The organism is Kineosporia babensis (assembly GCF_021129305.1).
GTDB lineage: Bacteria > Actinomycetota > Actinomycetes > Actinomycetales > Kineosporiaceae > Kineosporia > Kineosporia babensis.
Genome location: NZ_JAJOMB010000001.1, coordinates 120,605 through 133,446, shown reverse-complemented (window position 1 = coordinate 133,446; position 12,842 = coordinate 120,605). Strand labels below are relative to the sequence as shown.

Below are 12,842 nucleotides of genomic sequence, written 5' to 3'. Positions count from 1 at the left end.
TTTTCTTGGGAGCACGAGTGCGTTTTCTCGACGGTCATCAGCCGCAGCGCGATCTGACATACAACGACGTCTTCATCGCGCCCGGCCGTTCCGCGGTGACCTCGCGGTTCGACGTGGACCTGGCCAGCACCGACGGCACCGGCACGACGATCCCGGTGGTGGTGGCCAACATGACCGCGATCTCCGGGCGGCGGATGGCCGAGACGCTGGCCCGGCGCGGTGGCATGGCGGTGCTCCCGCAGGACCTGCCGCTCGACGTGGTCGACGAGGTGGTCTCCTGGGTGAAGCAGCGGCACCCGATCTTCGAGACGCCGGTCGAGGTGCACGAGCACGACACGGTCGCGGACGTGCTGAACCTGCTGCCCAAGCGCTCGCACGGGGCGGCCGTGGTGCTGGACGACGCGCGGCACGTGCTGGGCGTGGTCACGGCGGCCGACTGCGCCGACGTCGACCGGTTCACCCAGGTCGGTTCGGTGATGACGCCCGGCGTCGAGGTGCTGGACGCGGATACGGCTGAGGGCGACCTGGAGGCTGCGTTCGGTGTGCTGCACGCCAGTCGGCGGCGGTTCGCTCCGGTCGTTCGCGACGGCGTGCTGGTGGGTGCGCTGACCCGTAAGGGCGCACTGCGTTCCACGGTTTACTCGCCGGCGCTGGACAACTTGGGACGTTTGCGAGTGGCCGCCGCGGTCGGCATCAACGGGGATGTGGCGGCGGTTGCGAAGGCGCTGCTGGACTCCGGGGTGGACACGCTCGTGGTCGACACTGCGCACGGCCACCAGGAGAAGATGCTGGAGGCGCTGGCCGCGGTGCGTTCGGTGGATCCGCAGGTGCCGGTGGTCGCGGGCAACGTGGTCACGGCCGCGGGTGTGCGGGATCTGATCGCGGCGGGCGCGAACATCGTGAAGGTCGGGGTCGGCCCGGGTGCCATGTGCACCACCCGGATGATGACCGGCGTGGGTCGGCCGCAGTTCTCCGCTGTGCTGGAGTGCTCGGCGGCGGCGCGTGAACTGGGTGGGCATGTATGGGCCGACGGCGGGGTGCGCCATCCCCGCGACGTCGCGCTTGCGCTGGCCGCCGGGGCCAGCCAGGTGATGGTCGGTTCCTGGTTCGCAGGTACGCACGAGAGCCCGGGGGACCTGTCGCTGGACCCGTCGGGCCGGGCCTACAAGGAGAGCTTCGGTATGGCCTCGGCGCGTGCGGTGGCTGCCCGTACCAAGGCCGACTCTCCGTTCCAGCGGGCGCGTAAGGGCCTGTTCGAGGAGGGCATTTCGAGCTCCCGGATGTACCTCGACCCGGCGCGGCCCGGGGTGGAGGACCTGCTGGACGAGATCACTTCCGGGGTGCGCTCGGCATTTACCTATGTCGGGGCGCGGTCCGTGCCGGAGTTCTCCGACAAGGTTGTGGTCGGGATGCAGTCCCCCGCGGGTTACGAAGAGGGACGTCCGCTGCCCGCCGGTTGGTGAGCTCCTTCGGCCAGCGCGGTCACCATCGCTGAGAAGCTGGGGTACGGCACCGGATCCTCGCCGTCCCCGGCTGCCCAGCTGTAGGCCTGCTGGTTCGGTTTGGGTTGCTCGTTCGGTCGGAGCAGGCCGTACACGCCGCTGCCGTCGTCGAGCACGATCAGGCAGCCGCTGATCACTTCGATGATCTCCTCGAAGCTGGACCAGACGTCGAGCAGGTCGTGCTGCGGGTCGTTGACCCAGCGCAACTCGGCCGCCGAGTGCAGACCGTACAGCTCGTCCAGGTTCTGCCAGCCGTTGCTGCAGGCCAGGAAGTTGCGCAGGTCCGGCGGCAGGTCGGTACCCAGGCGCTGCTCGGCGGCGCTGAGTTCGGCCTCCGTGGCCGGCTCGCGGCCGTGCCACTCCTGGTTCGGTGGCTGGGCTCCCCACTCCGGTGCGTAGGGCCGCCGGGCGCTGAACTCCGTCAGGAACTGCTGCCACTCGGCGCTACTGGTGGGACTCATGCGCCTCATGATCCCGTCTCGGTGGGTGATTGGCGAGGTTTTCCAGATTTCTGCCCTTTGGTCTCAACCTGATCGGGTGGTCGGTGTGTTCTTTCGGGCGACAGCGAAAACGCTGTCGAACCGAGGGGAGAGATCTGATGAAGAAGGTGACCACGGCGGGGGCCTCGCTCCTGGCGGCTGCGTGTGCTGCGCTGGCCGGTGGGGCGATGGTGGTGGCGCCGGGGGCTGCTCAGGCCGCTCCGGCGGCTCCGGGTGTTTCGGCCGGGCTGCCGCAGACCGGTGAGCAACTGGCCTACGTGCAGCGGGGCAAGGTGGTGTCGGTCTATCGCGGGGGCGAGCGACTGGCCGACGTCAAGGCCGAGTCGGCCGCGCATCCTCAGGGCCGGGCCGATCTGGTGCTGAAGGTGAAGGCGTACCAGACGTTTGCGTTCCGGGCCGGGCAGTTCCTCTGGGCCGATGCCGGGGGTGACCATGATGCGATTGATCCGCTGCGCAAGACCCGGGTGGCGGCGCAGAAGACGGAGACGGTTCGCATCCGGTTCACCGGGGTGCGCGACGGCAACGTGGTCTGGGCGCCGAAGCGGGAGAACTCGGTCGGCGTCTGGCAGGTCAAGGGCAAGCTGACCACCGGTGCGCCGCAACTGCTCTCACCCAGCTACCTGCAGCGGGACGCGGTGGTCTCGGTGTACAAGTCCGGCCGGGTGGTAGCCCGGGTCACCGCGCAGTCGGCCGTGCACGCCAAGGGCAAGGGCAGCGTCCGGCTGGATGTGCAGGCGTTGCAGAAGTTCTCGCTGCGGCCTTCCGCCTTCGTCTGGAGCGACAAGAACGGTAAGCGGCATCCGGCGCTGAACGGCAAGAAGCTGACGCTGGAGCCGAGGACCAGCCGCACCCTCACCGTGCAGTACGACGGGGTGGCTGCCGGTGGCCTGGTCTGGTCGCCGCGGGCGGGTCTGGTGGCCGGCGCCTGGGGCATCGGCTGACCTGCAGCGTTTCTGAGAGGCGCCGGGCAGGCGGGAAGCTGTCTGCCCGGCGGTTCTTTCCGGTCACGGTGGGGGATGATGAGGCAGGACCTGAAGGACCGCTTCCAGGTGATGGCGCAGCGCGAGCTACCACGATTACGGCGCTTCGCGCTGCACGTGTGCGGCGATGTGCACCAGGCGGACGACCATGTGCAGGGCACGTTGGAGCGCATGTACGTGGCCTGGCCCAAGGTGCACGACATCGCTTATCCGGGGGCGTATCTGCGGGCCATTCTGCTGCGGTACGAGCTGAACGAGCGGCGGCGGTCGTGGCGGCGGGAGCACTGCACCGACCAATTACCCGAACGAGGTTACGAATCCACTTCGGGGGCCGACCTGGGGCTGGACCTGGCCCGCGCGCTGAGCGGGCTGACCACCCGGCAAAGGGCGGTCGTGGTGCTGCGCTACGTGGAGGACCGGCCGGTTGCGGAAGTCGCACGGATCATGGGCACCACGCCCGGTACGGTGAAACGGCAGAGTTCCTACGCGGTCGCCCGGCTGCGGCACATCCTTGGCGAGTGTTTTGAGGAAACTGGTGGAGGGCGGCAATGAGCCACGAGATTCCTCCGGAGCGGCTGGCCGAGCGCCTGAAGGAGCTCGACGCCGCCTCCCCTGAGATGCCGGAGTTCGACCTGGACGCGGTGGTGCGCGGGGGAGAGCGGCGGGTGTACCGCCGCCGGGCTGTCCTGGGAGGGACCGCATCCGCTGCCGGCGCCGGATTGCTGCTTGCGGCCTTCTTCGTTGGTACGTCCGACGCTGAGCCCGCCGTACGTCCGCCCGCCGATCTGGTCTTCGTGCAGAAGGACACCGCAGTAACGGTCTACGACAGGGGAGAACCTCTGGCCCGCGTTACGCTCGATGCTGCTGTCGTCGATTCTGATGGGGCTGGCACCGTCGATGTCACGGTCGACTCGGATGCCCCCTTCACCCTCAGCTCGGCCGACTTCGTGTGGGCCGGTTCGGCGCTGGACCTGACTCCGGTTGAGTCTGGTCAGTCGTACAGCGTCAACGGCTTCGAACGGCTGCGCCTCACCTACGCGGACGTGTCGGACGGCGAGCTGGCCTGGGTGCTTCCGGGGGAGAGTCGTCCGGCTGCGGTGTGGAGTGTCGGGGGTGGAAACGATCCGTCCGAGGTGAAGCTCGATCGGGTCTGGTACCTGCAACGGGATGACGAGGTGGTGCGGTTTGAAGGCACGGAACCTCAACTGAGTCTTGCTGCCACGCTGGAATCTTCACCGGGTCGTGCGCAGATCGAGGTGACGGCGATGGAGCGGTCTGTGCTTCGGGCGGAGGACTTTGTCTGGGCGTCTGGCTCTGCACAGCATGCGCCGGTGCTGGACGAGTGGCGGGATCTGACGCTTCTGCCTGGCGAGGCGAAGACCGCCGGTCTTGAGTTCGAGAGCGTGCGCGACGGGTTTCTGCTCTGGGCGCCGGGTACTGAGGCGGAGACGGTGGGGGTTTGGGCCGGCCAGGGTACTCAAGGCTAGCGTGGCTGGTGGCTGGTGGCTGGTGGCTGGCGGCGAGGGCAGAGGGCAGAGAGACTCAGGGACAGAGCGGTTCAGGGCCAAGGTGCCCCGTGGTGCCCCGTGGTGCCCGTGGCAAGAGCGGCTCAGGGCCAGAGCGTGGCTAACCGCTGGAACTCGTCCGGATCGCTGTGCACCGGGATCACGCAGAGCACATGGCCGCCCGGCGCCTGGAGCGTGCGGCAGTCCAGCCAGCGCCCGATCTCCACTGCGCCCAGGCCGAGCAGGCGGTCGGTCTCGGCGTCCAGGTCGTCCGTCTCGATGTCGATATGAAAGCGCGGGGCACCCTCATCGATCGCCTGCACCGCTGTCACCAGGCCGGGAAAAGCCCCTTTGAGACTGATGAACTGCTCTTCACCTGGTACCGGGGTGGCGGGCACTCCCAGCGCTGACGACCAGAAGGTGGCGGCGGCCGGGGCTTCGTCGCGGGGCGTGTCGATGAGCAGGGTGGAGAAGCGGCTCCTATGCATGGGGTAACCGTATGGTCCGCAGGCGTGGACGTTGGCCTGGTCGAGCTTCCCCTGAGCTCACCCCGTGTTCAGCTGGGCGGCGATGTAGGCCAATGTCTGCTCCTGTGTTGAGGATTCGGGGATGATGGCCTCGGTCTGCTCTTCGAGCAGGTCGAGTTCCTGATACCAAGTCTGCATTTCTTCGGGGGTGAACTCGGCGGCCTGCGGGCGGGTGCGGTGCCGTCTCGCCGTCTCCGCGAAGCTGACGTTGAAGTAGAAGAAGTGCGAAGGGCCGCCGTGCTCGGTGCTCAGCCGGTGCAGCATCGGGGCGTAGCGAGCGCTGAACAGGATGCCCTCAAGGATGACGTGGTAGCCGTGCTCCAGCAGGAAGCTGACGTTGTGCTCGATGAAGGCCGGCGCCAGCCCCGGGTCTATGTCTCGTTCCCGCAGAATCTTCCTGCGTAGATGGTCCTGCTCCACGTGGGCCCAGCCGCGTCCTTGGTGGAGTTGGAGGCTTCTGGCGATGCTGCTCTTGCCGGAGCCGGAGTTGCCACGGAGTACGACCAGGTGCGTCATCCGGCGGCTGCCGGGAACGGCGTGGTTGCGGCCATGCTTACCGAGGCGGAGCTGCCGGGCATGTTTGGCCCTTTCGCGCGGGGCCTTCTCTTCACCGCAGCCTTCTCATCACCGCCAGGTCGCTCACCCTCCATGCTTCAGCCTCCGATCAGTCCGGCAGCCGCCTTGGCCGACTCCGGGTAGGTAGCGAGCAGCGCCATCGCCGGGCCACTTCCCGATGCAGCTGAGGCCAAGTCCAGATCCTCGGCGGGTGCAGCCTGCCATTCCCCAGCCACCCCCAGAAGCTCGGCGACGCCGAGAGCGGCAGCCGGGTGAGCGTCCAAAAGCATTCTGGCTCTTGGGTCTCCATTTCGGTCCAGAGCAGCCGACCGCGGTGCCACCTTTCGGGCCGGGCGGTTCCACGGGGCCGTCCAGGCGTCCAGCGCGGGTAGTTGGCCAGGGAAGGTGCGTCCGGCCTCGCGGGTGAGCACCGGGACCAGTTCGGCGGCATCCTGTTTCAGCGTGGTGATCAGGTTGGGCAGCCAGGGCAGGAGCACCGGATCGGGCAGGCGGGCGAACGCCTTGGAGAGGGTTTCGACCACGAAGGGGGCGAGGCGCGGCACCGGTTCCATGGCGTGCACGAAACCGCTGACGTACTGCGGAAAGCTGGGTACGACGAGCGGGTTGGCCAGTAGTTCGTCGCACTTGTGGCGGAGCTCGGCGAGGGGCAGTCCGCCGAGCTGGTGGCGGGCCGCCCAGAACAGCGCCGATTTGGCCGGGGTCTGTGGCGCGGACTGCTGCACGGCCAGTTCTAGCTGGGTGCGCTCGCAGCCCAGGCTCAGGGCCAGGCTCTCCATGCTGAACAGGAAGCCCAGCATGGCGGCGACCTGGCGTACGCCGGTCTCCTCGTCGGCGAAAGTGGTGGGGAGCAGTGTGCAGTAGTGGGCGTAGCCGGCGGTGACGAACTGCTGGCACCAGGCCGGAAGCTGATCGTCGGGATGGGCCGGGCTCTCGAAGTACGCGATGAGCCGACGGATGAGGTGCAGCACCTGCGGAGCATCGTCGACCGTACGTTCTCCGGCCAGCAGCTCGACCGCCCGTAGCCCTAGATCATCGGTCAGGCGTGGACTTTCCAGTAGCCGCAGGCTGTCTTCGACGGCGGCGAGGGCGTCGGCGGCGGTGGCCTTCGGATCCCGTACCGCTCGCCGCAATCGCTGCTCGAGGACCTGTTCGACGGTGACGCCCTCGTAGCCCAGCTCGATCAAGGTGCGCTGCTGTCGTCCGAGATCGAGGTCCCAGCTCTCCTGGACGGACTTCTCCCCGAGCCGCCGGGAGCCCATCACCGTGCGCACCGCATGACCGGGCAGCAGATACTGCAGGCGCCAGAGCAGACGGGAGCAAGGAGCCAGCCCGGGCTGGGCGGAGAGGTCGATCAAGGCCCGGCTTATCGTGCGTTTCTGCAGGTCGATGCCCAGCGGTTCGAGCCGGTCGTGGACATCCTTGGCCAGGGGCGGCAGCGCCTCGTAACCGACCTGGCCGACCTTGTCGCCGCCCAGCAGGATCTCGCACAGGTGCTGCACGTCTCGCCGGCCCGGCACCACGTCCTTCTCGATGCAGGTGATCGCGGCGTCTTGGAAGTCGTAGGGAGTGGGCCGCTGACGTCCGCGAAGGTTCGCCAGCAGTACGGACGTCTGGTAGATCGCGATCGCATCGGCCGTGCTGGAGAGGTAACCGTTGCGGCGGGCCAGCCGGACGATGTCCACGCACCAGCCCCGCAGTTCGTCGTTGTCCAGCCCGGCCGCCGCCCCCGGTGTGGCCAGATACTCGGTGAGCTTGTCCGTGACCGGGGCATCGGGGGTGGGCAGTGGTAGAGGCTTCGCGGCCTTGCGGCGGCCACCCTTCTGGCCCTCCAGCCGGAACGGGGTGAGCTTCGAGCGCTTGAGCCCTTTCTCCCAGGTAGCAGCGGCGATCGACACCGAACCGGGAGCCAGGCCGAACTGCGCCTCGATCGCCGAATGACTGGACGGGATGAGCCCGTACAGCCACTGCGTGCCGGTGCGCGGCGTGATCTCGAGATCGGGTGTATCGGGGGCAGAACCGGCTTCCTCCACCCGGCTGACGGCGTGGAAGGCACCACACACGTACAGGCACTCGGACCGGTCGAGGCCGGACTCGGCCAGGTGGGCGCGGATCCGCGTCCACATGTAGCGCTCGCGATTCTCGTCCGAGACCAGGTTCGGGCTGCCTTCCGGAGTGAGCCGCCGGAAGAGGCTGCCGATCAGGGCCATGACCTGGCGATAGGTGTCGTAGTCGGCATCGGCCAGGGGCTGCTCGACGAACTGGTCCCACCATTCCGACCAGTGCCGCACCTTGCCGTGATGGATCAGGTACTGCTCCAGTTCGGCGAACCGCGGCCGCAGATCGCCGATCTCCACCCCGACCGCGGCGCCGTGCAGGTCTTCCTCCGGGGCTTCCTTCTCTTCCGGCTCCTCCTGGGGCTGCCACTGGAACACGTGATCGGCCGAGCGGTCGACGAGCACCAGTTCTACGCCGGGGGTTTCCAGGGCATACGCGATGGCCTGGTACTCCGCAGAAGCCTCGGTGATCGGCGCGATCACGTTAAGCGGGCTCCAGGCGGCCGGGAAACCCTGCACTTGCGAGGCGAACGCCTGCACCGCGACCGGAAGCCGGCAGTTGCGCAGTTCGGTCAGGATCGGCTCGAGGTCCTCGCAGAGCTCCAGGTAGATCACCTTCGGCTGCTTCTGGCGCAGCCGCCGGCCCATCGCCAGGGCCGAGGCCGGTGAGTGATGGCAGACCGGGAAGATCTCCAGCGGCTCGGCCAGGGCGTGGTCCACGTCGCTGACCAGGCCTTCCAGAATTTCCGGGAGCACGGCCGGGCCTTCGGCGAAGGCCTCGGCAGCGTCCAGAAGCTGCCCGCGCAGCGCGGCGAAGGTCTGGCTCATGACAGGGCGCTGATCGCCTGACGACCACCCTCGAGGAAGCCCTCCCACGGGCCACCCTCGGCCTTGCTGCGCGGCTCGACCACGCCGTGCAGGTAGGTGTTCAGGATGGCCAGGTCTTCCGGGCTGCGCCGGGCCAGCGAGCCCACCAGCGAACTGGCCAGAGTCTGCGCGGTGAGCGCCTTCTCGCCGAAGAACGTGCTGTGCAGCACCGCGTCTTCCAGAACGCCGATCTGCTCGGCGGTGGACAGCGAGGACTCCAGCTTCTCGTCGTCGCTCTTGGCCGCCTCGGCGGCGGCGCGCAGGTCGGCGAAGCTCTGCAGCAGAACGTCGAACAGGGTGGGCGGCACCTCCAGGTCGATGGCGTGCCGGCGGAGCAGTTCCTCGGTCCGGAAACGGACGATCTCGGTCTCGCTCTTCTTGTTGGTCACCACCGGGATGCGGACGAAGTTGAACCGCCGCTTCAGCGCCGAGGACAGGTCGTTGACGCCCCGGTCGCGGCTGTTGGCGGTGGCGATCACCGAGAAGCCGGGCTTGGCGAAGACGATGTTGTCGTCGTCCAGTTCCGGGATCGAGACGTACTTCTCGGACAGGATCGAGATCAGCGCGTCCTGCACGTCGCTGGTGGAACGGGTGAGCTCCTCGAACCGGCCGATCACTCCGCCCTCCATCGCGGTCATGATCGGCGAGGGGATCATCGACTCACGGGACTGGCCCTTGGCGATCACCATCGAGACGTTCCACGAGTACTTGATGTGGTCCTCGGTAGTGCCCGCGGTGCCCTGTACCACCAGGGTGGAGTTACGGCTGATCGCGGCGGCCAGCAGTTCGGCCAGCCAGCTCTTGCCGGTGCCCGGGTCACCGATCAGCAGCAGACCGCGGTCGGAGGCCAGGGTGACGATGGCCCGCTCGACGATGCTGCGGTCACCGAACCACTTCTGCGATATCTCGCGCTCCAGGCCGTCGGCCCGTTCCGAGCCGAGCACGAAGGTCCGCACCATCTTCGGGCTGAGCCGCCAGGAGAACGGCTTGGTACCGGTCGACGGATTCGAGCCAGTCCAGCTCCTCGGCGTACTTGGCCTCGGCCGGGGCGCGCAGCAGGTCACTCATGGAAGTCTTCTCCTCAGCGGATTTCAGGCGATGAAGTTCTTGAGCTCGGTGACGAGCTTGCGGATGTGGCCGGACAGGACCGGGGTGCCCAGATCCTTGAACCGCTGCCGGAACCAGGGGTTCACGCTCTGCGAACCGGAACTGTTGACCGAGCCGACCGGGATGAAACGCACTCCGGAGCGGTGCACGGCCTCGATCCCCTCGAACAGCGGCTGGGACCGGTCGAACTCGTAGAAGTCGGAGATCCAGACCATCACGGTGTTGCGCGGGTCGGCGATCTTGGGCCGGGCCAGGGCCATCGCCACCGGCCCGTCGTTGCCGCCGCCGAGGTTGGTGCGCAGCAGCACCTCGAACGGGTCGTGCACCCAGGGGGTGAGGTCGAGGGCCCGGGTGTCGTAGGCGATCAGGTGCACGTCGACCTTGGGCAGACCGGCGAAGATCGAGGCCAGGATGGTGCAGTTGACCATCGAGTCGACCATGGAACCGGACTGGTCCACCACCACGATCAGCCGGGCCGGGGTGATCCGCTTGGCGGTCTGCCGGTAGAACAGCCGGTCGACGTAGAGCTTCTCGTCGCTCGGGCTCCAGTTCGGCAGGTTCTTCCAGATCGTCCGGTCGAGGTCGAGGTTGCGGAAGACCCGCTTGGGCGGCACCGTTCGGTCGACCGTGCCCGCGCTGGCCTGCGCCACCTGGGTCTTCAGCACCTCGGCGACCTCGTCGACGAACTTCTTGATCAGCGCCTTGGCGTTGGCCAGGGCCACCCCGTCGAGGTTGCTCTTGTCGCGCAGCAGCTGCTCGATCAGCGACATGCTGGGCGTGAGCTGCCGGGCCAGGGCGTTGTTGGCCAGCACCTCGCGCAGCTTCATCCGGCTGACCAGGTCGCCCTCGATCCCGGCCAGCACCGGGCCGAGACCGTTGCCGGAACCCTGGCCGCGCATCTCGCCCGGGCCGAAACCGCAGGCCCGCTCGAACCAGCCGGCGTCGGACTGCCAACGGCCCAGCTGCCCGGCGGTGACGTTGCCGCTGCCGGTGGCGAACACGTTCAGCAGCAGCTTGGAGACCAGCGCGGCCCGGCGGACCTCGTCGTCCTTGTCGCCGTCCGCCCCAGCGCCCTCGGCCATCAGACCGTCGAACTCGGCCTCCAGATGCGGGAACCGCTGCACCAGGTTGTCCACCGAGGTGCCCGGGTCGAGCAGCGCGGACGGCAGGTCGAGATCGTCCACGACGGCGACGCTGGCGGTTTCCAGCGCGGGCTGCTCATCCGGGTCGAAAAGCCTGGCCAGCAGACGCCAGTACAGCACCTGGCGACGGTTCTCGGCCGCCGACGGTTCGTCTCCGGGGCCTTCAGCCTGCAAGTCGGTCATTTGCGCAGCAACCTTCCTGCCCGCTCGCGCAGCACTTCCACCGCGGCGCCGGCCAGGGCCTCGGCCTTGGCCGCCTTCGGTTCGGTGGGGCCCAGCGCCCAGTCGCCGGTATGAGCCTCGACCGGCTTCTTGCGCACCAGCGCCTGGACTGCCAGTGGCCGGACCGACCAACCACCGGTATCGTGCCGCAACAGCCCGATACAGGCGCTCGAGGCGGCGACCATGGCCGGGGTTATCGGCCCGGCCGCGGGCAGCGGATCCACGTCGAGCACGGCGCCGCCCAGATCGATGCGGCCTTCGCCGGTCTGATACCCCTCCAGCAGCACGGGCTCGAGAATGGCGGCCGGATGCCGTTCCAGCGGTGCCACCGAAGCGGCAACGGCACCGCCGAGCCGAACCCGGGCCGTCGCGAACGGATCGGTGACTTCTCCCGCCACGGCGCGCGAATCGTCCCAGAGCAGGTCTCCAAAGGCGGTCTGCGGCATGCCGGTGAGCTCGACGGACTGGTGCTTGGCGAGCGCGGTGAGCAGCACCGGAAAGTCTTCGAGTAGACGCCAGACCGAAGCACCGGTGATCGTGTCGACCTTGGCCGCGGTGAGCGATGTGCGGGCCAGCCGAACCTCCGCACCCGACTCCAGCAGGCCGTGCACCTGAACCTGGAAGGCGGTGGGGTGCTCCCGCAGATCGGCGCCGAGGATCAGGAACCGGCCGTTCACCGGCGAAACCGGCACATCGGCCTGAGCTGTCAGCAGAGCCCGGGCCCACAGATCAGCCCAGCGCCGGGCCGGGACCTGCGGCTGAGTAGCCACCGGGGCGGCTGCCCGAAGTTCGGCGGCAAGGCCGTCCACCAGTACGGCCAGCCGCCGGTACTGCGGATCTTCCAACAGGCCCGGCACCGCCCGGGCGCCGGCCGCGGCGATCTCGTGATCCACCCCGCGCCAGCCGGTGATGGCCAGCTCTCGCAGCCACGAGCGCACACCGGCCGGTGCCGAACGGCGGGGCGCGAGCGCCACCAGTTCGCTCCGGGTCCGGCTCAACGCCTGGTCCAGTCCGGCCAGCAGGGCATCGTGCGCGGCGCCCAGCAGTGCGCACCGGGCTCCGGCCAGGGCCAGCAGATGCTCGTCGGTGACCGACCCGGCCTCGATCTTGCCCACGGCCTCGTTCACCGGCTCGGCCAGCGGCGAACCGGCGAACACCGCAGCCAGATTCGCCAGCGCCGACAGATGACTCTCGTCGGGCCGGCCCAGACCGTGGACCAGCGCATCGTCCAGCCCGTCGACCAGGGCCATCGCCTCGGTCAGGCCCTCGGGCACCCGGTTCAGGGCGTCGGCGAGGATCACAGCTGCACCGGCCCGGCCGGGAACCACTGCATCTCCGACAGCGGCTCGACGCTGACCGGCAGTTCCAGATAGGCCAGATGCCGCAGGAAACTGCTGAACACCTCGGCCGCCTGCCCTTTCGCCCGGACCGGGTGCAGGCCGCCGAGCAACCCCCCGCCCTCGGCCACCTCGATCCCGAGATAGCGCGCCACCCGGGCCGAACCGAACTGGTTCTCCGCCTCGGCCAGCAGTGACTGGATGTGTTTGCAGGGGCTGGCGCCCAGACCGCCGCACGGCCGGTTGTTGTTCGTGGAGCAGTCCAGCCCGTGGTCCCCGGCCGAGATCGACGACACGTACACCCGCGTGACGTCGGACCCGCTGGAGACCACCCCCTGCAGCCGGCCGTCGGAGAACTCGACGAACGGCACCTTGTTCAGCTTGCGCGGGTGGACCGGTGGCACCTGGGGCGCTGTGCTCCGGCGCACCGGATCGGTCTGCTGCATCTGGACAACCCCTGCCTTCCTGGCCCGGCCCCTCCGGGTGGAAGAAGTTGTATCGGAGCCCACCGACAAAATCGGAT

General features: G+C 68.4%; 11 protein-coding genes and 1 pseudogene. 4 read left to right on the top strand and 8 right to left on the bottom strand.

The window, feature by feature from the left end:
- Nucleotides 1–17: 17 nt before the first annotated feature.
- Entirely contained in the window at nucleotides 18–1,463 is a 1,446-nt protein-coding gene (locus tag LR394_RS00575; protein WP_231438301.1) for a GuaB1 family IMP dehydrogenase-related protein, read from the top strand.
- Here the strand turns inward: LR394_RS00575 and LR394_RS00570 are convergent.
- Nucleotides 1,427–1,963 (bottom strand): SMI1/KNR4 family protein, encoded by a 537-nt coding sequence (locus tag LR394_RS00570; RefSeq protein WP_231438300.1) that lies wholly within the window; start codon nucleotides 1,961–1,963, stop codon nucleotides 1,427–1,429. The genes LR394_RS00575 and LR394_RS00570 overlap by 37 nt on opposite strands.
- A gap of 137 nt (nucleotides 1,964–2,100) precedes the next feature.
- On the opposite strand from LR394_RS00570, the gene LR394_RS00565 reads away from it, so the two are divergent.
- From LR394_RS00565 to LR394_RS00555, 3 genes are all read left to right on the top strand, one after another.
- On the top strand, nucleotides 2,101–2,943 hold the full coding sequence (locus LR394_RS00565; RefSeq protein WP_231438299.1) for a hypothetical protein: 843 nt from the start codon (nucleotides 2,101–2,103) through the stop codon (nucleotides 2,941–2,943).
- A gap of 78 nt (nucleotides 2,944–3,021) precedes the next feature.
- Nucleotides 3,022–3,534, top strand: coding sequence for a SigE family RNA polymerase sigma factor (locus LR394_RS00560; protein ID WP_231438298.1), 513 nt, complete (start codon nucleotides 3,022–3,024; stop codon nucleotides 3,532–3,534).
- Nucleotides 3,535–3,599: 65 nt separating this feature from the next.
- Complete coding sequence (locus LR394_RS00555) at nucleotides 3,600–4,469, top strand: hypothetical protein (protein ID WP_231438297.1); 870 nt, start codon at nucleotides 3,600–3,602, stop codon at nucleotides 4,467–4,469.
- 122 nt (nucleotides 4,470–4,591) lie between these two features.
- Here LR394_RS00555 and LR394_RS00550 read toward each other — a convergent pair whose 3' ends face one another.
- The 7 genes and pseudogenes from LR394_RS00550 to LR394_RS00520 all read right to left on the bottom strand — a co-directional run bounded on the left by LR394_RS00550 (nucleotide 4,592) and on the right by LR394_RS00520 (nucleotide 12,765).
- Nucleotides 4,592–4,975, bottom strand: a complete 384-nt coding sequence (locus tag LR394_RS00550; protein ID WP_231438296.1) for a VOC family protein — start codon at nucleotides 4,973–4,975, stop codon at nucleotides 4,592–4,594.
- A gap of 57 nt (nucleotides 4,976–5,032) precedes the next feature.
- The gene (locus LR394_RS00545) at nucleotides 5,033–5,530 is read right to left on the bottom strand and encodes an AAA family ATPase (RefSeq protein WP_231438295.1); all 498 of its coding nucleotides are present in this window, start codon (nucleotides 5,528–5,530) and stop codon (nucleotides 5,033–5,035) included.
- Between the two features lie 137 nt (nucleotides 5,531–5,667).
- Nucleotides 5,668–8,472 (bottom strand): DUF5682 family protein, encoded by a 2,805-nt coding sequence (locus LR394_RS00540; RefSeq protein WP_231438294.1) that lies wholly within the window; start codon nucleotides 8,470–8,472, stop codon nucleotides 5,668–5,670.
- Nucleotides 8,469–9,579: pseudogene (locus LR394_RS00535) on the bottom strand (ATP-binding protein). Before LR394_RS00535 ends, LR394_RS00540 begins: the two are co-directional and overlap by 4 nt.
- A 23-nt stretch (nucleotides 9,580–9,602) precedes the next feature.
- Nucleotides 9,603–10,943, bottom strand: a complete 1,341-nt coding sequence (locus LR394_RS00530; protein ID WP_231438292.1) for a VWA domain-containing protein — start codon at nucleotides 10,941–10,943, stop codon at nucleotides 9,603–9,605.
- On the bottom strand, nucleotides 10,940–12,280 hold the full coding sequence (locus LR394_RS00525; protein WP_407936966.1) for a hypothetical protein: 1,341 nt from the start codon (nucleotides 12,278–12,280) through the stop codon (nucleotides 10,940–10,942). Before LR394_RS00525 ends, LR394_RS00530 begins: the two co-directional genes overlap by 4 nt.
- A complete protein-coding gene (locus LR394_RS00520; protein ID WP_231438290.1) occupies nucleotides 12,280–12,765 on the bottom strand; it encodes a hypothetical protein in 486 nt (161 codons plus the stop codon). Before LR394_RS00520 ends, LR394_RS00525 begins: the two co-directional genes overlap by 1 nt.
- Nucleotides 12,766–12,842: the final 77 nt, after the last annotated feature.

Bases quoted from the DNA above. Each gene is read 5' to 3' on its own strand.
- LR394_RS00530 (WP_231438292.1), bottom strand. From the start codon at position 10,943: ATGACCGACTTGCAGGCTGAAGGCCCCGGAGACGAACCGTCGGCGGCC.
- LR394_RS00550 (WP_231438296.1), bottom strand. From the start codon at position 4,975: ATGCATAGGAGCCGCTTCTCCACCCTGCTCATCGACACGCCCCGCGAC.
- LR394_RS00560 (WP_231438298.1), top strand. From the start codon at position 3,022: ATGAGGCAGGACCTGAAGGACCGCTTCCAGGTGATGGCGCAGCGCGAG.
- LR394_RS00565 (WP_231438299.1), top strand. From the start codon at position 2,101: ATGAAGAAGGTGACCACGGCGGGGGCCTCGCTCCTGGCGGCTGCGTGT.
- LR394_RS00555 (WP_231438297.1), top strand. From the start codon at position 3,600: ATGCCGGAGTTCGACCTGGACGCGGTGGTGCGCGGGGGAGAGCGGCGG.
- LR394_RS00520 (WP_231438290.1), bottom strand. From the start codon at position 12,765: ATGCAGCAGACCGATCCGGTGCGCCGGAGCACAGCGCCCCAGGTGCCA.
- LR394_RS00545 (WP_231438295.1), bottom strand. From the start codon at position 5,530: ATGACGCACCTGGTCGTACTCCGTGGCAACTCCGGCTCCGGCAAGAGC.
- LR394_RS00540 (WP_231438294.1), bottom strand. From the start codon at position 8,472: ATGAGCCAGACCTTCGCCGCGCTGCGCGGGCAGCTTCTGGACGCTGCC.
- LR394_RS00570 (WP_231438300.1), bottom strand. From the start codon at position 1,963: ATGAGTCCCACCAGTAGCGCCGAGTGGCAGCAGTTCCTGACGGAGTTC.